At 51.1% G+C, this 18,993-nt stretch carries 20 protein-coding genes; 15 read left to right on the forward strand and 5 right to left on the reverse strand.

Going from position 1 to position 18,993, the window contains the following annotated elements:
- Positions 1 to 288 precede the first annotated feature (288 nt).
- Positions 289 to 753 carry a DUF3429 domain-containing protein gene (locus tag BFW38_RS01960; protein WP_068996876.1) on the forward strand — a complete coding sequence of 155 codons (465 nt, stop codon included), beginning with the start codon at positions 289 to 291 and terminating at the stop codon, positions 751 to 753.
- Between the two features lie 94 nt (positions 754 to 847).
- On the opposite strand, the gene BFW38_RS01965 is transcribed toward BFW38_RS01960, so the two are convergent.
- A complete protein-coding gene (locus BFW38_RS01965) occupies positions 848 to 1,555 on the reverse strand; it encodes a 16S rRNA (uracil(1498)-N(3))-methyltransferase (RefSeq protein WP_068996877.1) in 708 nt (235 codons plus the stop codon).
- 158 nt (positions 1,556 to 1,713) lie between these two features.
- Positions 1,714 to 2,139, reverse strand: a complete 426-nt coding sequence (locus BFW38_RS01970) for a PilZ domain-containing protein (protein WP_068996878.1) — start codon at positions 2,137 to 2,139, stop codon at positions 1,714 to 1,716.
- A gap of 325 nt (positions 2,140 to 2,464) precedes the next feature.
- On the opposite strand from BFW38_RS01970, the gene BFW38_RS01975 reads away from it, so the two are divergent.
- The 3 genes from BFW38_RS01975 to phaR all read left to right on the forward strand — a co-directional run bounded on the left by BFW38_RS01975 (position 2,465) and on the right by phaR (position 4,010).
- Positions 2,465 to 3,211 carry a secretin N-terminal domain-containing protein gene (locus BFW38_RS01975; RefSeq protein WP_068996879.1) on the forward strand — a complete coding sequence of 249 codons (747 nt, stop codon included), beginning with the start codon at positions 2,465 to 2,467 and terminating at the stop codon, positions 3,209 to 3,211.
- A 58-nt stretch (positions 3,212 to 3,269) separates the two neighbouring features.
- Positions 3,270 to 3,416 (forward strand): hypothetical protein, encoded by a 147-nt coding sequence (locus BFW38_RS17910; protein ID WP_175400916.1) that lies wholly within the window; start codon positions 3,270 to 3,272, stop codon positions 3,414 to 3,416.
- Between the two features lie 126 nt (positions 3,417 to 3,542).
- Entirely contained in the window at positions 3,543 to 4,010 is a 468-nt protein-coding gene (gene phaR / locus BFW38_RS01980) for a polyhydroxyalkanoate synthesis repressor PhaR (RefSeq protein WP_342668856.1), read from the forward strand.
- 184 nt (positions 4,011 to 4,194) lie between these two features.
- Here the strand turns inward: phaR and BFW38_RS01985 are convergent, their stop codons facing one another.
- Positions 4,195 to 4,569: a hypothetical protein gene (locus BFW38_RS01985; protein WP_068996881.1), complete on the reverse strand. Its 375-nt coding sequence runs from the start codon at positions 4,567 to 4,569 to the stop codon at positions 4,195 to 4,197.
- Between the two features lie 463 nt (positions 4,570 to 5,032).
- On the opposite strand from BFW38_RS01985, the gene purD reads away from it, so the two are divergent.
- From purD to BFW38_RS02045, 11 genes are all read left to right on the forward strand, one after another.
- Positions 5,033 to 6,334, forward strand: a complete 1,302-nt coding sequence (purD, locus tag BFW38_RS01995; RefSeq protein WP_068996883.1) for a phosphoribosylamine--glycine ligase — start codon at positions 5,033 to 5,035, stop codon at positions 6,332 to 6,334.
- 295 nt (positions 6,335 to 6,629) lie between these two features.
- Positions 6,630 to 7,139 carry a DUF4234 domain-containing protein gene (locus BFW38_RS02000; protein WP_068996884.1) on the forward strand — a complete coding sequence of 170 codons (510 nt, stop codon included), beginning with the start codon at positions 6,630 to 6,632 and terminating at the stop codon, positions 7,137 to 7,139.
- A 15-nt stretch (positions 7,140 to 7,154) separates the two neighbouring features.
- Positions 7,155 to 7,850, forward strand: coding sequence for an RDD family protein (locus BFW38_RS02005; protein WP_069000142.1), 696 nt, complete (start codon positions 7,155 to 7,157; stop codon positions 7,848 to 7,850).
- 12 nt (positions 7,851 to 7,862) lie between these two features.
- Positions 7,863 to 8,834 carry a stage II sporulation protein M gene (locus tag BFW38_RS02010; protein ID WP_068996885.1) on the forward strand — a complete coding sequence of 324 codons (972 nt, stop codon included), beginning with the start codon at positions 7,863 to 7,865 and terminating at the stop codon, positions 8,832 to 8,834.
- Positions 8,821 to 10,386 (forward strand): DUF4129 domain-containing protein, encoded by a 1,566-nt coding sequence (locus BFW38_RS02015; protein ID WP_068996886.1) that lies wholly within the window; start codon positions 8,821 to 8,823, stop codon positions 10,384 to 10,386. Before BFW38_RS02010 ends, BFW38_RS02015 begins: the two co-directional genes overlap by 14 nt.
- Positions 10,383 to 11,630: a DUF4350 domain-containing protein gene (locus tag BFW38_RS02020; protein ID WP_084004392.1), complete on the forward strand. Its 1,248-nt coding sequence runs from the start codon at positions 10,383 to 10,385 to the stop codon at positions 11,628 to 11,630. Before BFW38_RS02015 ends, BFW38_RS02020 begins: the two co-directional genes overlap by 4 nt.
- On the forward strand, positions 11,627 to 12,610 hold the full coding sequence (locus BFW38_RS02025; protein WP_068996888.1) for an AAA family ATPase: 984 nt from the start codon (positions 11,627 to 11,629) through the stop codon (positions 12,608 to 12,610). The genes BFW38_RS02020 and BFW38_RS02025 overlap by 4 nt, the downstream gene beginning before the upstream one ends.
- A complete protein-coding gene (locus tag BFW38_RS02030; protein ID WP_084004393.1) occupies positions 12,607 to 13,965 on the forward strand; it encodes a DUF58 domain-containing protein in 1,359 nt (452 codons plus the stop codon). Before BFW38_RS02025 ends, BFW38_RS02030 begins: the two co-directional genes overlap by 4 nt.
- A 143-nt stretch (positions 13,966 to 14,108) precedes the next feature.
- Positions 14,109 to 14,636, forward strand: coding sequence for an acyl-CoA thioesterase (locus tag BFW38_RS02035; protein WP_068996889.1), 528 nt, complete (start codon positions 14,109 to 14,111; stop codon positions 14,634 to 14,636).
- A complete protein-coding gene (locus tag BFW38_RS02040; protein ID WP_068996890.1) occupies positions 14,626 to 15,498 on the forward strand; it encodes a phosphoribulokinase in 873 nt (290 codons plus the stop codon). Before BFW38_RS02035 ends, BFW38_RS02040 begins: the two co-directional genes overlap by 11 nt.
- The gene (locus BFW38_RS02045; RefSeq protein WP_068996891.1) at positions 15,498 to 15,962 is read left to right on the forward strand and encodes an HAD family hydrolase; all 465 of its coding nucleotides are present in this window, start codon (positions 15,498 to 15,500) and stop codon (positions 15,960 to 15,962) included. Before BFW38_RS02040 ends, BFW38_RS02045 begins: the two co-directional genes overlap by 1 nt.
- Positions 15,963 to 16,136: 174 nt before the next feature.
- Here the strand turns inward: BFW38_RS02045 and BFW38_RS02050 are convergent, their stop codons facing one another.
- Positions 16,137 to 17,696, reverse strand: coding sequence for a phosphoenolpyruvate carboxykinase (locus BFW38_RS02050; protein ID WP_068996892.1), 1,560 nt, complete (start codon positions 17,694 to 17,696; stop codon positions 16,137 to 16,139).
- 418 nt (positions 17,697 to 18,114) lie between these two features.
- Positions 18,115 to 18,984, reverse strand: a complete 870-nt coding sequence (gene hslO, locus BFW38_RS02055; RefSeq protein ID WP_068996893.1) for an Hsp33 family molecular chaperone HslO — start codon at positions 18,982 to 18,984, stop codon at positions 18,115 to 18,117.
- Between the last annotated feature and the right edge of the window lie 9 nt (positions 18,985 to 18,993).

Raw genomic sequence — 18,993 nt, forward strand, 5'->3', positions numbered from 1 at the left:
ACCAGTGTGGTAACAACGGCTTGGTTGTGAGCTCTTGTTGAGCCATTTCGGGTCTCCCAGTCAGTTGGCGCCTAGTATGGCGTCAGCTCGGCTGGCACCATCGCTAAACTTTGTTCAGTGCCCGGGTACCAAGTCGACATATAACCGCATACATCTTATATGCTTTTACGTATAAGTGTTTTGACTGTACCCCAAGGATAGGAAAATGAACAGGGGGTATCGTGATCGTGACATGGCCAACCCCAGGTGCGAGTTGTGAGTGAGCGCGCATCATGGAAGGAGAATTGAATGCATTATTCGCATGCACGTGTGCGGTTTTGGGCGCGGTTATTGAGTGCCATCGGCCTATTGCCATTGATTATCTTGGTGATCATGGCCCTAGAAGGGCGGACCATTAATCCTATACCCGTGACTGAGGCCTTGCGTCAGTATGCCGCCTTGATCCTGGCTTTTTTGGGGGGCATGCACTGGGGCTTAGGTATGGCCCTTGAACAGCCGTGGCGCTTTGGTTGGAGTCTGCTGTCTATTGTGATGGCCTGGATGGGCTTGATACTGCCGATCGAAGCGGGGCTATTGGTCACGGTCAGTGGCTTTCTCATAGGCTTGTGGGTTGATTTGTATAGCCCTTGGCCTGACTGGTTTAAACGGTTAAGGCAAGTCTTGACGTTCTGCGTGGTTCTGGCCCTGCTTTGCTTATTATCCGTGCATGGCCAAGCCTTTTCTGCATTATCTGACGTCGGTTCAGCTTGGTGAGGCAAGTAAAACAGCGTGGTTGTCCACACTCATGCTGTGATGTCATTTAAGGGTGTGATGTTATGAATGGTGTGATGTTATTGTGCGACTCGATTTAAAACAGCTTCGATAATAGCGCGGTCACTGCGGTTTCGACCCGCAAAATTCTTGGGCCTAGATGAATGCCTTCAAAGCCTTGCTTTTGTAAGGCTTCAATTTCAAATGGTACAAAGCCGCCTTCTGGGCCGATCGCCAGTGTCACAGGCTCTTCTAGTGCATAAGGACAGGCTGTGGGCATCCCCGGGTGCGCGACCAAGCAACGGCTCCCTTTGCTTATTGTTGGCAGTTCGTCCTCAACAAAGGGTTTAAAGCGTTGCACTTGTTGGATACTAGGCCAACGCGTATCTCTCGCTTGCTCCAGCCCTTGGAGGAGGTGTTGATTGATTTTTTCTGGGCGAAGCTCTGGTGATTGCCAATAACTTTTTTCAACACGAGCGGTTTGCATCAGAACCAGTTTTTTTACTCCCAGCGCTGTCACATGTTCCAATGTGCGTGCCAGCATGCGGGGGCGAGGTAAAGCCAACAATAGCGTGATGGGCAATGGTGGTGGCGGTGCTTGCGTTAGTACAACTTGAAGTTGGGTTTCTTCGGTTGACTGACTGATTAAAGTGCCCTCACCCATGAGCCCATCACGCAACCCGACTTGGACTGTTTCACCGGTCGTGCGTTTGAGCACTTGTTTTAAGTGCTGATGACGACGGTCGCGCAGTACTACGGTGTTGTCGTTGAGATAGTCGTCTGCTGTCAAGATGATGAGGTTCATGTGGGCTCCTGAGTTACCGCGCACATCATAAGAGCAGGACCGTCTTGTCTCAATGAAATAAGTCGTTGTTTCCGTTAGGGCGTTATTTTTAACCCGTCGTTACCTCCTGTAATGCCCATATGAAGCTGGCATACCGGTGATCAACGATTATGCTTTAGTCATGATGATGCAAACGTGTGTGGATTCGAGGATAATTGCTGCTCTAAATAATGGGCCAGTTGGTGCCGAGATTGCCCTTCTAATTGGGTGAGCTTGAAGGTGATCTCAAAGAGGTGTTGTGTTTGACGCCGTGAGGCCTGAATACACGCTTCCATGGGAATGACTTGCTGGTGGGGCAAGGTTAATTGAAGTGAGTGGTGAATTTGTGCCCCAGGAACCGCAGGGCTTGCGGAGGGGATTAATGAATCTCTTTGTGATTTTGTGCAACGAATTCGCAACTGATCGAGATTGAGATCTAACGTACGATACGTGTGCGTTTGCCCTTCCAGCAGAATCGTGAGGGGCAGGCTCAGCTGTAGCTTGGGATAATAACGACGAGCCTTAAGATGAGCCTGATGATCATGGCGTGGTGGCGTAATACTCATGCAAAATCACCTCATGCAGAGCGGTTCTATCATGACCGCGACGGATGCCTCATCGACGCGGGCGTCACCGTTTCGAAAAATGTTTGTTGATCCATGCGGGGCCTGGTAAATGTTCACCCTGCTCAGTCTATTGTGATGACCTATTGTGGCTGGCAGTCTGTTACGGCTTGATTGATAGACTTAAGACCATTACCAGTGGGCTATTGTAAGTGAATTGGGTCGGGTGTCGCCAATGAGAAACGTCTTGAATCGTTGACAGGCTGTAACGCCTTGGCGCAGCGAGTGTGATAGGGGTTTAATGGTGTGACGGATTGCAAATAGGGTGATGATGATGAAGTCCCGATATTGGCTTGGGGTGGTGTTTGGTCTTTTGTGGTCGTCTGCGATATGGGCGGCGACGGAGACCGTTGCGTTAACGGAACGGTCGGCAACGGATGTTCTGACCGCACTGCAGCCCCATCTGGGAGCCGATGTGAAGGTTAGTCGTCAAGAGCAGTTATTGATTTTATCGGGTCCGCAGCGCCAGTTGGATGAAGCGGTTGCCTTGATCCATGCGCTGGATCGGCCTAAAGCCCGCTATATTGCCTATTTCGCACGCTCTCCAGTGCCATTAGGTGAAGGTCGTGCACGCCAATACACCACTGCACGTATCGAACGTCAGCAAGTGCGTATCGAATCTGGGGAAACCGTTACGCTAAGTAAAGGGTTCGTTGTGCCTGTGAGTGGTCAGAATGCCCAGGGGGGGCGAGTCGAAGGTTACCAATATATGCCTGGCGGCATTCAGGTCTCGCTCAATCCGCTGGGGCAAAATGTTGAAGTGACCCTCAGATCGAGCCAAGTTGCACGAGAGCGCGAGGCAGATGTGGGGATACGCCCAGGATTTGAAAGTGAGCGTTATCAGGGCAGCCTCAGGGTGCCGCTCAATACTTGGGTGCAGCTTGGCGGGCAGGATTCAGTCTCAGCGATGGCGCCTTCAAGTGGGCGTCAATTGTCCACAGACACGGCAGGCCAGTCGTATTTTGGTTTATGCATCGAATCATTGCCTACTCATCAAGGGTGCGGGCCACGTTAAGTGCAATGGGCTGAACCTCTGACGACATCTATGCTTGTTTCATAAGCATGAGCGGGGCATGATGCCTAATATAATGGTCGTTAAGATCATTGTTTTTATTGAGCTCATGTTTATTGAGCTAGTGCTCACTGAGCCCGAGTTCGTTGAGCCCGAGTTCATTAAACTGCTGTCGGTTGAATTGTCGTCGTCTGATTTGACTGTTTAGCAGCTGAACCACTTGAGCGTTTAGTCAGTATGAGCGTTCGATATATCGTTTGATCGATAGATAGGGTGGCAGCCAGGATTGGCTGACCCGATAATGAATTAGCGTACAAGAGGTGCTCCCTTGCGTGTGATCCGAAAATACGCGAATCGCCGTCTTTATGATACGACGGATAGCCGCTACGTCACTTTGGAAGATATTCGACAACTGGTGGTTGATCAGGAGCCGTTTCGTGTCGAGGACTCGAAAAGCGGTGAAGATTTGACTCGAAATATTCTATTGCAGATCATTACCGAGCAAGAAAATCGAGAGGAAAGCCAGCATAGTCCACTCTTTACCAATCAGGTGTTGCAGCAGTTGATTCGTTTTTATGGCGATAATATGCAGCACTCTATGAGTACTTATCTGGAACAGAGTATTACCACCTTCATGGAGCAACAGAAGATCCTCCGTCAACAGATGCAGAAAGTGATGAATGTGTCACCGATGCAGGCGGGAAACCCTATGGAGCTGATGCGTAAAGTCGCTGAGCAAAACCTGATGTTATGGAAACAGTTTTCCGGGCAGCAACGTCCGCCTCATGATGATCAGGAATAAAAGATAAAAAAAGCCCGACGGGCGTCGGGCCAAGGTTCGCGATGTCAGGCAGAGGGAGTGCCTTTCTCGCGTACAACGCCAGGGCTGAGGCGTTAGTCAAAACCGTATGGCATAATGTGCATTATGAGGAGGGTCGGCTTCACGGTTAAGAGAAAGCGTCGCCGATCGTGCCTACCCAAGCGCTTCAGGCGGCTTTAGGCATATTGTACGTACGCCCTTTTTCCCCTGCATTTTTCAGTGTCTCAAGGTTTGAAGCTTCCCCAAGGGTTTTCAGCATTTCAACAGTATGCTCTCCCATACGGGTTTGTAGATCTTGCACAAACTCGAATTGAGCCGTTTGCCAATCACTCCACTCCGGTTTTTGCTTTAGGGTGTCTTGAAGCGCTGTCCAACGATCCATGTTGTCGTTCATGAAATTGATTTGTTGCTGTCCCAGCTTTTCCATGACTTGCGCTTGCTGTGTCCAGAATCCACTGAATTGTTGCATGCCCGGACTGGACATGAGCTCTTGCAACGGTTGCCATTGCGCTTGCATGTCTCGCCAGATTTTATCCCACATAATGCGTCCTCCTATCAGCGTTTGATGACTTTATGCATCGATTGCACAAAGCGTTTTGGCATATCATGCCAATGATGATGTTGTGGGTCGGCCAGCATATGAAGTCGGTCGGTGGTGAGCAGGTTGGACTTGTGCTCACCGGGTTGTATGCGACTTGCGCTACACCGATTTATGCTGCGTTGCACAATCATAATTTTGACTATAGTGCACTGCACAAAAAGGTCAAATATTCTCTGCAGATTTTTGTATCTGAGTGAGTGCAGTTGAGTGAACATTCATCTTGTATTCGGCGGTGCGGCTTATATCAGCGTGTTGCTATACATGGCGCTGTAAATAAGGCGCTTTCAAGTGGGCTTCCAAGTAGGCCGCTTAGGCCTTTTCTGCCATAATGCGCGCCTTTCCACATATTTTAAGGGTAAAGGGCCTGTGGGCCTGACTATCGATCTTGCTGGGAGATGGCCAGATGAAGGTGTTGATTATTGGCGGCGGTGGTCGCGAACATGCATTGGCATGGCAGGTGGCTCAGGCTGAACGCGTGACAGAAGTACTGGTGGCCCCAGGTAACGCGGGAACAGCCCGTGAAGCTAAAGTGCGTAATGTCGACTTAGATGTGCTGGATATTGATGGCCTGATTGCGCTGGCTCAATCTGAGCAGGTTGAACTCACGATTGTCGGACCTGAAGCGCCGTTAGTGGCTGGGGTGGTGGATCGTTTCCAGGAAGCCGGTTTGGCGATTTTTGGCCCAACGGCTGGGGCGGCTCAGTTAGAGGGCTCCAAGGCCTTCACTAAAGATTTCTTGGCGCGCCATCATATTCCGACAGCGGATTATCAAGTGTTTACTGAGGTTGATTCGGCACTGGCTTACTTGCAGAAGAAAGGGGCTCCGATCGTCATCAAAGCCGATGGCTTAGCGGCAGGTAAAGGCGTCATTGTGGCGATGACTTTGCCGGAGGCTGAAGCCGCCGTGCGTGATATGTTGTCCGGAAACAGCTTTGGTGATGCCGGTAGTCGTGTCGTCATTGAAGAGTTTTTGGAAGGCGAGGAAGCCTCCTTTATTGTGATGGTTGATGGCGAGCATGTACTGCCCATGGCCACCAGCCAGGATCATAAACGTGTGGGTGATGGTGACACCGGCCCTAATACTGGCGGGATGGGGGCTTATTCTCCCGCACCTGTCGTCACTGATGAAATCCATCTGCGTATTATGGATCAGGTGATTATGCCGACAGTGAAAGGCATGAAGGCTGAGGGGCATCCTTACACCGGGTTCCTGTATGCCGGTTTGATGATTACTGCTGAAGGGCAGCCAAAAGTCATCGAATATAACTGCCGCTTTGGTGATCCGGAAACCCAGCCGATTATGATGCGTTTACAATCGGATTTATCCGCCTTATGCGAGGCGGCTTTAGCGGGGACTCTGGATCAGGCTTCTGCGCAATGGGACCCGCGCCCTGCGTTAGGTGTCGTCATGGCCGCTGGCGGATATCCGGATCACTATGCTAAAGGCGCTGTGATCACAGGGCTGGATGATGCGGATGCGCTGAACGATGTCAAAGTTTTCCATGCCGGGACTCAGCTGGATGCGCAGCAGCAAGTGGTCACCAGTGGCGGCCGGGTGCTGTGTGTGACCGCGCTAGGTGACCAAGTGGCTCAAGCGCAGCAACGGGCCTATCAAGGGGTCGATAAGATCAACTGGTTAGAGGCTTTTTGCCGTCGAGATATCGGTTATCGAGCGATTGCCCGCGAGCAGGCCCAGTCTGAATGATTGCGTGTGTTGTGGTTTAAACCACTCACGTGATGTCGATGGGGTTTAAATCGTGGATCAAGTCCCTGCCGGAGTGCGGGGACTTTTTGTTTTGCGAGGCCGCATTATCATGTTACGGGGCAGCGTTGTCATGTTACCGGGTGGAATTATAGTGTTACTGGGTGGAAGGATAGTGTTATGGCGCAAGTGTGCGCTATTGGCAATGCGGTGCGGCTGGAGTAGCATGCGCAGCGAATAAAAATCATATGCATTTAACATGTATATTATGTTCGCTTTTCAAAGGATGAAACAAAACATGACTGATGGTATTGAGAACCCCTATGTAGCACCTCAGGCTGACCTGGAAGTTCATCGTGATCCTGGTGATCTTTCTGTCTTTCCACGCTTCAGCACTTGGTTAGTATTGCTGCTGTCGATTGTGACATTGGGGATATATGCTTTTTGGTGGATTTACGACCGTACTCGTAAGTTGAATACGATTTCTGAAGATAAGCTCCCTATGGGGTTGGTGAAGACTTATATTATCTTTAGTGTGCTGGGGACTTTTCTGCCCATTATCTTCACGATAGTGATGATTAATAGCGCCCAAAGTAGCAGCTTTGCGCTTGTCAGTCTTTTAGGTAACCTCCTGAGCTTCGTCGGTTTTGTGCTGCTTGAAATCTGGGCATTCCAATTCCGTAATCGCCTAAATTCGCTCACTCATAGCCAGGGTCAGAAGACTTGGGCGGGTGGGGTGATGACCTTCTTTTTCACCGCGCTTTATATGAGTTACAAGATCAACCAGCATCTTGATCGTCGTTCATAATTGGCGTTGGGTCCCGTGTCTGAATTCATTGATAATCAGTGCTGTGTTGAAACGCCAGAAGGAATTGATTTTGTTCAGTCAGCGGCAGGCCCTGTGCCCCGTATTCTGGCTTACTTGATCGATCTGGGATGGCGTTTACTGGTGTATCTCGTACTGAGTATTGCTACTGCCTTTATCGGGGGGTTGGGCACGGGTTTTCTTCTGATTGTGACTTTTTTGCTGGAGTGGTTCTACCCGGTTTATTTCGAAGTGTATCGTCAGGGCCAGACACCGGGGAAACGTGTCATGCAGCTCTGTGTCGTGAATACTGATTTTACGCCGATTACCTTTGCGCCCTCGCTGATTCGGAATTTGTTGCGTTGGGCCGACTTTTTACCGCTCTTTTACCTCGCGGGGCTGCTGAGTATGGTGTTGTCGGATCGCTTCCAGCGTTTGGGAGATTTGGCCGCCGGTACTCTGGTGATATACCGGGATCAGGCGCTTAGGCAAGCCCGTATGGTGGACGAGCCCATTCAACCGCTTGCTCCCGCGGTGCCTTTGACTCGAGATGAGCGTCAAGGGATTGCTTTACTGATGCAGCGTGCAGACCAGGTGAGTGAGTCCCGCCAGGTTGAGTTGGCCAATTGGCTAGAGCCGATCACAGGTGATCGTGGCGAAGCAGGGTTGCGTAAGCTCAAGCGTATTGGTTACTGGCTCTTAGGCGCCAAATAGTGGAGTGATGGTATGAGGGAAAGGGATTTCGAAAGTCAGCATGCTCCGCTCTGGCATCGTTTTGAACAACAAGTGGCAGGTGGGGATGCCCGCAAAGCTGTGCTTGATGAACAGTTCCCTCAACTTTATCGCCAACTGTGTCATCATCTTGCGATGGCGCGCCAACGTGATTATTCCGAAGCCCTAGTCAATCGTCTTAACCGTTTGGTGATGGCGGGCCATCACCAGCTTTACCGGCGTGAACAGCGGTTGGGGCTGGAGATGGTGGCGCGTGCGCTGGCACAGTTCGTCATCACTTTGCGTCATGCCCGTGTCTATCTGATCTGTGCCGTTTTATTATTTTTGTTGCCTGCTCTAGTCGTGGGGAGCGCGACCTATTTCGATCATAGTGTCGCCTATAGCTTGATGTCGCCTGCCCAAGTGGCTGATATCGAGTCGATGTACGACCCAGACAACCGACGAATCGGGCCTGAGCGCGATGCTGAAACTGATCTGGTCATGTTCGGTTATTACATCAAGCATAACATCGGCATTGCTTTTCGAGCCTTTGCTGGTGGCATCTTTTTAGGGATCGGCTCGGTTTGGGTGTTGCTCTTTAACGGTGTATTTTTGGGGGCTGTGGCCGGGTATCTGACACAGGCAGGATTCAGTGAAACGTTTTACCCCTTTGTGATTGGCCATGGGGCCTTTGAGCTGACCGCGATTGTGATCAGTGGTGCTGCGGGCATGATGGTGGGATATGCCTTGATTAATCCGGGGCGATTCCGACGTGTAGAGGCATTGCGTTTAGCGGCGGCTAAAGCCGTCAGGTTAATGTACGGCGCGATGTTTATGCTATTGGTGGCCGCCTTTCTTGAGGCGTTCTGGTCATCGTCAACCCAATTGCCCGTGGTGTTGAAGCTGTCGGTAGGGGCGGGGTTCTGGCTGTTAGTGCTGTGGTTCTGCTTCTTCTCTTCGATTGGACAGCGCCGTGAATCTTACTGAGCTACAGCTGAAAGCTCGCGTCAGAACCTCTTGGCAGGCTCTGGATCTGGGTGTGAAGATAGCGCGTCGCTGGTATCTATCGCTGATGCTGGCTTGGTTGATACCGGCCCTTGTGGTGTATCTGCTGTTGGTGGCGGGAATGTATGCCTATGGCATGTGGTCGGTCAGTCCTTTGCCGCTATCTCTTAGTGTCTTATGGGAAGTCAGCCCGCTTTGGTTGTTATTGATCATCTGGTGGCTCAAGCCACTGCTGGATCGTTTACCTTTATTCCTTTTGAGTCATTATATTTTTAATGACAAAGCGCGTGGTTGGCTCCATTGGCGCGCTTTATTGCGGCTGTATCGGTTTGATGCCTTACTTTCTTTGAGTGTGCGGCGTTTCGATATTCAGCGTTCTCTACACCTGCCCGTTACAGTGCTTGAACGCCAGAAGGGGGGGGCGCGTAAACGGCGTTGTGAACTCTTGCGTCGAGGCTGTGGGCCTGCTGGGGGCTGGTTGACCTGGGTGATGATGAGCTTAGAGGGGGCGCTATCTCTAGGCTTGGCGATCTTGTTATTGTCATTACTGGGCATTGATTTTTATATTCAACCCACGTTTCTGATGAAGGGGAGCGATATCGCGCTTCTTTATTTAGAAATCCTGCCCGATATTCTCTTTATGGCACTGATTGCGCCTTTTTATATTGCCTGCGGTTTCTCGCTTTATCTCAACCGGCGTATTGAATTGGAAGCTTGGGATCTGGAGCTGGTGTTCCGCGAGAGTGCTCGTCGGCGTGAACCTCAATCAACCATCAAGCCTCTTCTCTCAGCGGCTTTGTCGTTGTTGATGTTGTGTTTAGTGACACCGCTATCTATTGCCCCAGCGCAGGCTCAAGAGCCGACACTGACCCGTGAACAGCTCGACGCGCGTGATCAAGTGCGCACTATTTTAGAGACGCCCCCCTTTGTCATCGAGAAGAACGTCAGCCACTGGCAGTGGCAAGATGAGCCTGACCAGGTTGATTCTGAAGACTCTTCATTTCTCGACAGTCTGAATAACCTCATGGATGAGGATAGCGGGGATCTGAGTTCGTTGTTTTCAGTGGTTGAGTTGCTGCTATGGATCGGGATGGGATTGCTGGTCGTGCTGGTGTTGAGAAAACTGGTCAGCCATCTGAAAGCCGCTCCTGTCTTGTCTAAGCCTAATGCTCGCGGTTCCGTGAACTCCCCGCAAGTGATGATGGGCATGGCGATCTCGGCTGAGAGCTTACCTGAACAGATCGATGCTCGTATTGATGAGGCGTTTGAGCGGGGTGATGAACGTCAGGCCATGTCGTTAATGTATCGCCATGTGTTGTTTCTGTTGATTCATCAGCACCGGGTGCCTGTGGAGCCTTGGTACACCGAGCTTGAGTGCGCCGATGCGGTCAAGCAGCGATCCCAATTGCCGCTGGATGGATGTTGGGATGAACTGACCCAGTATTGGGTGCAGTTGGCTTATGCTCATCAGTCGCCGCCGAGGGCGCGAGTACAGTATTTGTATCTGGCGCTGAAAAAGGTGTTAGCGCCATGAGTGGTTTATCAATGCGGCTCATTCTGTTATTGCTCGTGCTGGCGCTGGCCGGGCTTATTGCCATGAATCTCGAAAAGGTCGAAACGCTTGAAAATATAGGGCCCACTGCAGAAGTACGTCGTAACGCTTATTCAGCTGCTGAGCACTTTCTTGAAAAGCATGGCATTGAGGTGAGTGATGAAAGGGGTCGAGTGGACCCTAAAATGCTGGATGATGATGATGTGCTGCTACTGAGTGATGTGAGTTTTCTGCAGAGGAATGGGCGTCAAGCGCAAGCCCTGCTCGACTGGGTCGCCGATGGTGGTCGTTTGATTTGGCATCTGGATGCCTCCAATGAGGACAGTCCATTAGCCCGCCTGATGGGGGTGAGTTTGGTTGAGGTCGCCCGAAATGACTCGGATAAGAAGGATCGGGTGTCGCGTCAGTCAAATCGTTTAACCATAGACACGGACGAAGAAATCACAGCGCTGACGCCATCACAGCGGGTACGCCCTGAGCTTAATCGGATTGAACAAAGTGTTGATCAGGCGTCGATCAGTTATTGGTATGGGCATGATCAGCCTTATTTACGCAGTGTTTTTCACACCAATGAGACGCTGAGTTACAAGCCCAGTACTGCCGATTATCCAATGCAGTTACTAGGGTATGCCAAAAATGATGAGCGTATTGGGTTGCTCCACTTTAGGTTAGGGCATGGTCAAGTGAGTGTCTTGGCGGATACCCGTATCTGGCAGAACAACCGGATCGGTCTTTTTGATCATGCGCTGCTTTTGGCCACACTGAGTTCAGGCGCCGATCAGTTTTACCTGCAACATGATGTGGATGTGCCGACGCTGACCGAATTGATACGTCAATATGCCCTTGCCCCTATGCTGGTGCTGTGGTTGCTGCTCTTGTTTTGGGTGTTGGGGCAGTCCCGCCGTTTTGGGCCATTGGAGGAGCGTCGGCGAGAGCAGCGTCGCTCACTGGCCGAACACGTGAGCGCTGTGGCTCGCTTTCATCAACAGCACAAACAGCTTGATCACTTACTCGCCCCTTTACGGCGTCAGGCAATGGCCCGGGCGTGTCGTGACCATATTCAATTTGAGCAGCTGAGTACCCCAGAGCAGTTGGCGCTGTTAAGCCGCCGTACCGGGCATCGCGAGGTCCAGCTTCGACGGGCACTTTATGGTAAAGCGCCTTATCGTTCAGATGAATTTTTAGACATTGTTCAGCTTCTTACTTCTATTCGAGATCAGTTATGACGCAGCCAACGCGAGCCACCTTAACGCCTGAACAGGCCCATGATCATATCGACTTTCTACGTAACCGCATTCAAGCATTATTGATTGGACAGGATGATGTGGTGGATCAGGTCTTAATCGCGCTCTTGTGTCGTGGCCATGTGTTACTTGAAGGGGTCCCCGGGCTTGGAAAAACGCTGCTGGTGAGGGCCTTAGCTCACTGTTTTGCGGGTCAATTTCGCCGTATTCAGTTCACCCCTGATCTGATGCCCGCGGATATGACTGGGCATGCGGTCTATCACATGCAAGAGGGAAGTTTTCATATCCGTCGTGGCCCCATTTTCACCAATTTGCTGTTGGCCGATGAAATCAACCGCTCGCCAGCCAAAACTCAAGCGGCTTTGTTAGAGGTGATGCAAGAGCAGCAGGTGACGATTGAAGGGGAGTCTCATGCCTTGACACCTCCCTTTATGGTGTTGGCGACTCAGAACCCGGTTGAGCAGGAAGGCACTTATCCGCTTCCAGAAGCCCAGTTGGATCGTTTTCTATTGAAAGTGTTTATTGACTATCCGACGCTTGATGATGAGGCGCGCTTAGTTCGTCAGGTGACCAGTGGTGCTTTGGATATGGGCGACCTTGAGCCTGGTGATGAGGAAACATTACAGCCTTCGCAGATTCTGGCGCTTCAAGCGGCCGCCGAGTTGATTGCCGTGGATGAACAAGTGCTTAACTATGCCGTGCGGTTAGTTCAGGCGACCCGTCAGACCAGCAGTATTCTCAAAGGCGCCGGTCCGCGGGCCAGCATCGGTCTCGTCAACGCTGCCAAAGCGTGGGCCTTAATGAATGGGCGTGATTTTGTGTTACCCGATGATATCAAGCAAGTCTCTTTGCCGGTGATGCGCCATCGTATTTTGTTGGCACCAGAGAGTGAAATTGATGGGCTGACTCCTGATCAAGTGCTTAAGCAGCTCATTCAAACGGTTGATGCGCCGCGCACATGAGTCGACTGGCCCTAAATCTGTTGCCTGGACGAGGTCTTTATAAAGGCCTTGGGCTATTGCTTGCTTTGGCGTTGCTACAGATGTGCTATCAGTGGCTACTACAAGATCCTATAGATGGATCGAAGGGGTGGTGGTGGGGGGGTGCGATAGGGGCCGCTTTGTTCGCGCTACTGGATGCGCTGAGACTTTTTCGTGGCCCGATACCGGCAGTGAGCCGTCAATTACCGGGCAATCTTGCGCTCGGCAGTACGGCCTATATTCGGTTGTGCTTTGAGCACCGGGGCTCGGGTGAGTTGACGCTCAGTTATATCGATCATTATCCCGATGCGGTGTCTTGTCTGGATCCGTTGCCTGCTCGTTTGACCTTGGCTGATGGGGGCCAGGCCCGTATCGAGTATCGCGTGTGTCCGGTCCACCGAGGTGATGCGCATTTTGGTGGCATCAGCCTGCGAGTGCGTTCACCATGGGGATTGTGGCAACGACAAGTGCATATCGAGGCGGATCAGAGCGTCAAGATCTATCCTAATTTTATGGCGCTTGCTGGGCTTGGTTTTTTGGGGCATGAACAGCGTATTGCGCATGTTGGGGCTCACTTGACACAACGTCGTGGTTCAGGCCTTGAGTTTCATCAATTGCGCGAGTACCAGCGCGGCGATGAGATACGTCAGATTGACTGGAAAGCAACTGCTCGCCAGCAACGGCTGATTTCAAGAGAGTATCAGGATGAGCGCGATCAGCAGATTCTTTTTATGCTCGACAGTGGTCGTCGTATGCGTCCATTGGACGGGGAGCTGAGCCACTTTGACCATGCGCTTAATGCGTTGCTGTTATCCGCTTATATGGCGTTAGAAATGGGCGACTCAGTTGGTGTTTTCAGTATTTCCGGCCACTTTGACCACAATCGTTGGATCCGACCGGTAAAGGGTAAGCAAGGGATCAATCGTTTACTGAATAGCCTTTATGATCTTCAAAGTAGCGCTGAGGCCAGTGATTTACTGCAAGCGGCACAATCGCTGATGCAGCGTCAGCAGAAGCGGGCATTAGTGGTGATTGTGTCTAATGTGCGTGACGATGATGCCGATGAGCTGATGATGGCTGTGAAGCTATTGAGTCAACGTCATTTAGTCATGCTGGCTTGTTTACGCGAAAGCTTCCTGGATCAGCCGCTGTCCGCTGAGGCCAGCCCGGATGAAGCGCTTGATTATTGCGCGCGCCAACTCTATCGAGAACAACGTGGCCAGCTGATTCGGGCGTTGAAGGCGCATGGCGCTTTGGTTGTTGATGCGGTGCCACAGCGGATGCATGTCGCGTTAATTGAAGAATATTTCGCTTTGAAACGTGCCGGGCGGATCTAATCAAGGACCATTGGTCGCGGGGGTTGGGGCGTATGTCTATTCTTTTTTAACCGGCTTGAAGGCCGGTTTTTTTGTCATAAGGGCTTCACTTCAAGGCCCAGGGCGAGTTCAATGGTCGATTAATACTTATTTGGGGAGAGGCTATGTCACGTCAACATCTGCGTTTTCCACACGAGAAACGGGTGCATCGCCATCAGTTGAAAGTGCGCATCAGCGATCTGAACTATGGCCAGCATTTAGGTCATGATGCGCTTGTGAGTTTGCTACATCAGGCGCGTGTTAGCTGGTGGGCGGCTCATGGATTGGCCGAGTGGGATATTGGTGGGGTCGGCACGGTGATTGCTGATCTGGCTGTCGAGTATCGTGCTGAAGCGTTCTGGGATGACTGTTTGACGATTGAGCTTGCAGTCGGAGAGGTTGGACGTAAAGGCGCTGAAATTTGGCACCGGATTGTGAAGTCTCATCCCGAGGGTGAACAGGAGATCGCGATTGCGCGCATAGGTATGGTATTTTTTGATTTTCAAGCCCGTCAGGCGGTGGCCGTGCCCGACGTCTTCCATCAGGTGATTAAGGCGCCTTTACGGTTATCAACTGAGGGCCTGTCATCAAGTGAAAGCGTGGCATCTGCTGAAAACCGCTTATCGTCTCAGGGAGACGTTGATGTCACGTGAGAATCCTATTATTGCGGTGACTGGTTCTTCCGGTGCCGGGACGACAACGGTCAAAGATGCGTTTGCGCGTATGTTTTCGCGCCAGAGCTTGCAGGCCGCCTTCGTTCACGGCGACAGTTTTCACCGTTATACCCGGGAAGAATTAGCCAAGTTGATGCGAGAAAACCCAGGGCGTGAGGATTCGCTCTCTCATTTTGCGGTTGAGGCTAACCTGCTGGATCGACTGGAATCTTTATTTCAGGAATATAGTAAAAGTGGGACCGGCACATACCGTCATTACATTCATGCTGAAGATGTTAGTTTGATCGATGCCGGGTACAAGGTGGGTAATTTTACGCCTTGGCAGCCGCTGCCTGAAGATACGGACTTGTTGCTTTATGAAGGGCTGCATGGTGGCCTAGTGACAGCGGATTATAATATTGCTCAGTATGTGGATCTGCTGATTGGCGTTGCGCCCTCTATTAACCTCGAGTGGATTCAGAAAATTGATCGTGATGTGAAGCTTCGGGGGCATTCGCACGAAGCGGTGATCGACAGTATCTTGGCGCGCATGGACGATTATGTGCACTTTATTTTGCCCCAGTTTTCAAAAACGCATATTAATTTTCAGCGTGTGCCCTTGGTGGATACATCGAATCCTTTTGAGCCCCGTAGCATTCCGACTGATGATGAAAGCTCTGTCGTGATTCGTTTTCAGGATGCACACAAAGTCGATTTTCCATATCTACTCTCGATGATTAAAGATAGCTTTATGACGCGGCCTCATACCCTCGTGATTCCTGGGGCTAAAATGTCGTTGGCTCTGGAGCTAATTATGACCCCACGGGTGCAAGAACTTTTGGATGGCAGGCGGTATCGCTGATGGCACAGTTGGCTAAACGTTGGTGGGTCTTCGATTGGGGGAATACGCTGATTACGCGTGGCCAGGCGGAATCAATGTTGGGAGCACATGAGCTGTTATCGGCATTGTCTCCCCATGTCCATATCGCTGTCGTGAATGATACCCCTTTAATGTCTGCGGATATGTTGCGTGAAGTGTTGGATAAAGCGCATTTAGGGACTTTGATTAATCGTGTCCTGACCGCAGATGAATTACGTCTGAATAAAGCGGATCCCGCATTTATTACGTCACTTTGTCGTGTCTTGAATACGACGCCGGCTCAAGTGACTTGGGTGGGCGATGATTGGACCATTGATATTGCGCCCGCACGTCAGGTTGGGGTGAGGAGTCTTTGGATCAATCAGGAGCAGGATGATGCAGATTATACGGATTTATTGAGTGTCTACGAGGCATTACCTGATCTTGAAGAAGCCCGAGAAGCATAAGCTGGGTGATATCAAGATAAGTTGTCTTATTCGGCAGGGTCAGGTTTGATTGCGATTCAGCGATCGCGCTTCTGTATTCACATCATGATCTATTTAAAGTAAAACTCCAGCCATCGTGGCTGGAGTTTTACGCGATGATAAGCCTGCTTCAGTTGTGACCGGCTCAGCACTCGCTTAGTTCATCTGCGGGCCTGCTGCGATGATGCTGTCATCAACGCCAGAGAACTTACGGAAGTTTTCAACAAATTTGGCCACGAGTTCGCTGGCTTGGCGATCATAAGCGGCTTGATCTTCCCAAGTATCGCGTGGGTTCAGTAATTGGCTGTCAACGCCAGGCACATGAACCGGCACGGAGAGGTTCAATCCTTCAACGATCTGGGTTTCGGCGCCTTTCAGTGCACCCGTTTGAACTGCGTGAATAATGGCGCGAGTGGTGGGGATGCTGAAACGGCTACCGCCTTGGCCATAAGATCCGCCTGTCCAACCCGTGTTAACCAAGTAAACACGTGAGCCAAACTCTTCGATACGCTTGATCAGGAGATCTGCGTAAACGTGAGCAGGACGTGGGAAGAAAGGCGCACCAAAGCAGGTGGAGAAGGTCGCTTCCAAGCCGCTGGATGAGCCCATCTCAGTGGAACCAACCTTAGCGGTGTAGCCGGATAGGAAGTGATACGCTGCGGCTTCTTTAGAGAGAATAGATACGGGCGGTAAAACACCACTCATATCACAAGTCAGGAAGACGATTGCGTTGGGCTCGCCGGCACGATTTTCCTCAACTCGCTTCTCAATATGATCCAGCGGATAAGCCGCACGCGAGTTTTGCGTCAGGCTGTCATCGCTATAGTTGGGAGTACGTCGATCATCCAATACCACGTTCTCAAGGACCGAACCGAATCGAATGGCGTCCCAGATCACCGGCTCATTTTCTTTCGACAGATCGATACACTTGGCGTAGCACCCGCCCTCAATGTTGAATACGGTGCCTTTACCCCAGCCGTGCTCGTCATCCCCAATCAAGTAACGGGAAGGGTCAGCTGATAGTGTGGTTTTCCCTGTGCCAGACAAGCCAAAGAAGAGCGTGGTTTCGCCATCTTCTCCGACGTTCGCTGAACAGTGCATCGGTAGAACGTCTTTTTCCGGTAACAGGAAGTTTTGTACTGAGAACATGGCTTTTTTCATTTCGCCGGCATAGCGCATGCCCGCCAGTAACACCTTGCGTTTGGCAAAGTTAATCATGACGGCACCATCGGAATGAGTGCCATCACGGCTGGGATCACACTCAAAGTGGGGCGCGTTCAGGATTTGCCATTCAGCTTTTGATTTAGCATTGAATTGTTCCGGGCGGACAAACAAGTTCCGACCAAACAGGTTATGCCATGCTGTTTCAGTCGTGACGCGGATAGGCAGATAATGTTCCGGATCAGCACCGACATGCAGTTCTGACACAAAATGGTCATGTTGAGCCAGGTATTCTTCGACACGATCCCACAGGGCATCGAATTTCTCTGTATCGATGGGGCGGTTAATGGTGCCCCATTCGATCAGATCCGAGGTGCTGGGCTCATCCACGATAAAGCGGTCCATGGGTGAACGGCCGGTGCGTTCACCCGTAGTGACTACCAGGGCACCATTGGCCGCCAGTTGGCCTTCACCACGTTGCACAGCCAGCTCAATCAACTGGGCATTGCTTAGGTTCGTATAGGTTTTCACAGCACTCTCGTCAATGGTCGTCATATTTGATGTGTCCTAAGGCGTTGCCGTTCCGCAAACGAAATCCCCTGCAGCAGGGTGGTTCAAGATGAATTCGTCGATATGTCAGCGAAACTATCGGTAAAACTCTCTCGAGTTAGCTTAATGATTTCGAGGGGAATTCTGCCAAGGCCCACGAAAATGGGTCGTTATTATGTCAAAAAATGCATAGGGGGCGAAGTCATTCTCGTTCGTTACGCGTGACTAAAAAGCCATGTAGCACCATTACATAATTTTTCTTTATAAAAAACATGTGGTTAGGTGCTTATAAGGGGTATTGGGTATGGCTTATGAGCCATTTCTTGTAGTCGGCCCGAAAGCCGACTGCAACAAGTCCTCTTTACACCTTATGCATCATCACTTTTAAGCATCACCGCTTTAGCGTGATGTTTTTGGCGTGATGTTAATGCAGTGTCGGTGCATCCTGTCCGTCAATTAATGCGTCCACCTCGGATGCGGAAAATTCATACGGAGTATTACAGAAATGACATTGGGTTCTGATGGCCCCTTGTTCGGCAATAATGTCACGTAACTCGGTTGCGCCAATATTTAAAACAGCTTGAGCTAGGCGCTCGCGTGAACAAGTGCAGCCAAAATGTAATGAGCGTGGCTCAAAAACGCGAATCGGTTCTTCGTGGAATAATCGAGTCAGCAAGGTGGCCTGTGGCAGCGTGAGCATTTCTTCGCGAGTGAGTGTTTGGGCCAGTGTTGTTAAGCGTTCCCAGGCATCAGGATCTTGATTTTGCTCATCATCGGGTAAGCGCTGAAGGAAGAAGCCTGCTGCGGTGTCATCGTTGGCCGCGAGCCACAGCTTGGAAGGTAGCTGTTCTGATTGAGAAAAGTACGCTTCAAGGCAGCTGGCAAGATCGGGTTGATCAAGTGCGACGATACCTTGGTAGCGGTGACCCTCTTTCGGGTCAATCGTGATGACCAGCTGACCACCGCCAAGCAATGTTTGAAAATCGCCTGTAGGGGTTGTCTGTTCATCATAGCGAGCGATGGCGCGTAGCTGACCGCCAGGATTTGATTCTGCCATTAATAAGCTGACAGGCCCTTGCCCTCGGACTTCTAAGCTGAGCGTGCCGTCTATTTTGACGGTGGCTGTCAGTAAGGCAACGGCAGCCAGGAGCTGTCCCAGCTCGCGGGTGATATCCGGCGAGTAATGATGGCGCTGAAGCACTTCGCCAAAGCTGTCATGCAGTGTGACCAGCTCGCCTCTAACGGCTGTCTGGTCAAACATGAAGCGTTGGATTTGATCATTATCGATACTCATGGATGAGGG

The organism is Terasakiispira papahanaumokuakeensis, from assembly GCF_001709345.1.
Lineage (GTDB): Bacteria > Pseudomonadota > Gammaproteobacteria > Pseudomonadales > Halomonadaceae > Terasakiispira > Terasakiispira papahanaumokuakeensis.

What these genes read in the sequence shown, in the direction of transcription:
- BFW38_RS02000 (WP_068996884.1), top strand. Translation starts at nt 6,630, where the DNA reads ATGACTGATGGTATTGAGAACCCCTATGTAGCACCTCAGGCTGACCTG.
- BFW38_RS01985 (WP_068996881.1), bottom strand. Translation starts at nt 4,569, where the DNA reads ATGTGGGATAAAATCTGGCGAGACATGCAAGCGCAATGGCAACCGTTG.
- BFW38_RS01970 (WP_068996878.1), bottom strand. Translation starts at nt 2,139, where the DNA reads ATGAGTATTACGCCACCACGCCATGATCATCAGGCTCATCTTAAGGCT.
- BFW38_RS01975 (WP_068996879.1), top strand. Translation starts at nt 2,465, where the DNA reads ATGATGATGAAGTCCCGATATTGGCTTGGGGTGGTGTTTGGTCTTTTG.
- BFW38_RS02045 (WP_068996891.1), top strand. Translation starts at nt 15,498, where the DNA reads ATGGCACAGTTGGCTAAACGTTGGTGGGTCTTCGATTGGGGGAATACG.
- hslO (WP_068996893.1), bottom strand. Translation starts at nt 18,984, where the DNA reads ATGAGTATCGATAATGATCAAATCCAACGCTTCATGTTTGACCAGACA.
- BFW38_RS02030 (WP_084004393.1), top strand. Translation starts at nt 12,607, where the DNA reads ATGAGTCGACTGGCCCTAAATCTGTTGCCTGGACGAGGTCTTTATAAA.
- BFW38_RS01965 (WP_068996877.1), bottom strand. Translation starts at nt 1,555, where the DNA reads ATGAACCTCATCATCTTGACAGCAGACGACTATCTCAACGACAACACC.
- BFW38_RS02025 (WP_068996888.1), top strand. Translation starts at nt 11,627, where the DNA reads ATGACGCAGCCAACGCGAGCCACCTTAACGCCTGAACAGGCCCATGAT.
- BFW38_RS02010 (WP_068996885.1), top strand. Translation starts at nt 7,863, where the DNA reads ATGAGGGAAAGGGATTTCGAAAGTCAGCATGCTCCGCTCTGGCATCGT.
- BFW38_RS01960 (WP_068996876.1), top strand. Translation starts at nt 289, where the DNA reads ATGCATTATTCGCATGCACGTGTGCGGTTTTGGGCGCGGTTATTGAGT.
- purD (WP_068996883.1), top strand. Translation starts at nt 5,033, where the DNA reads ATGAAGGTGTTGATTATTGGCGGCGGTGGTCGCGAACATGCATTGGCA.
- BFW38_RS02020 (WP_084004392.1), top strand. Translation starts at nt 10,383, where the DNA reads ATGAGTGGTTTATCAATGCGGCTCATTCTGTTATTGCTCGTGCTGGCG.
- BFW38_RS02040 (WP_068996890.1), top strand. Translation starts at nt 14,626, where the DNA reads ATGTCACGTGAGAATCCTATTATTGCGGTGACTGGTTCTTCCGGTGCC.
- BFW38_RS17910 (WP_175400916.1), top strand. Translation starts at nt 3,270, where the DNA reads ATGATGCCTAATATAATGGTCGTTAAGATCATTGTTTTTATTGAGCTC.
- BFW38_RS02035 (WP_068996889.1), top strand. Translation starts at nt 14,109, where the DNA reads ATGTCACGTCAACATCTGCGTTTTCCACACGAGAAACGGGTGCATCGC.
- BFW38_RS02050 (WP_068996892.1), bottom strand. Translation starts at nt 17,696, where the DNA reads ATGACGACCATTGACGAGAGTGCTGTGAAAACCTATACGAACCTAAGC.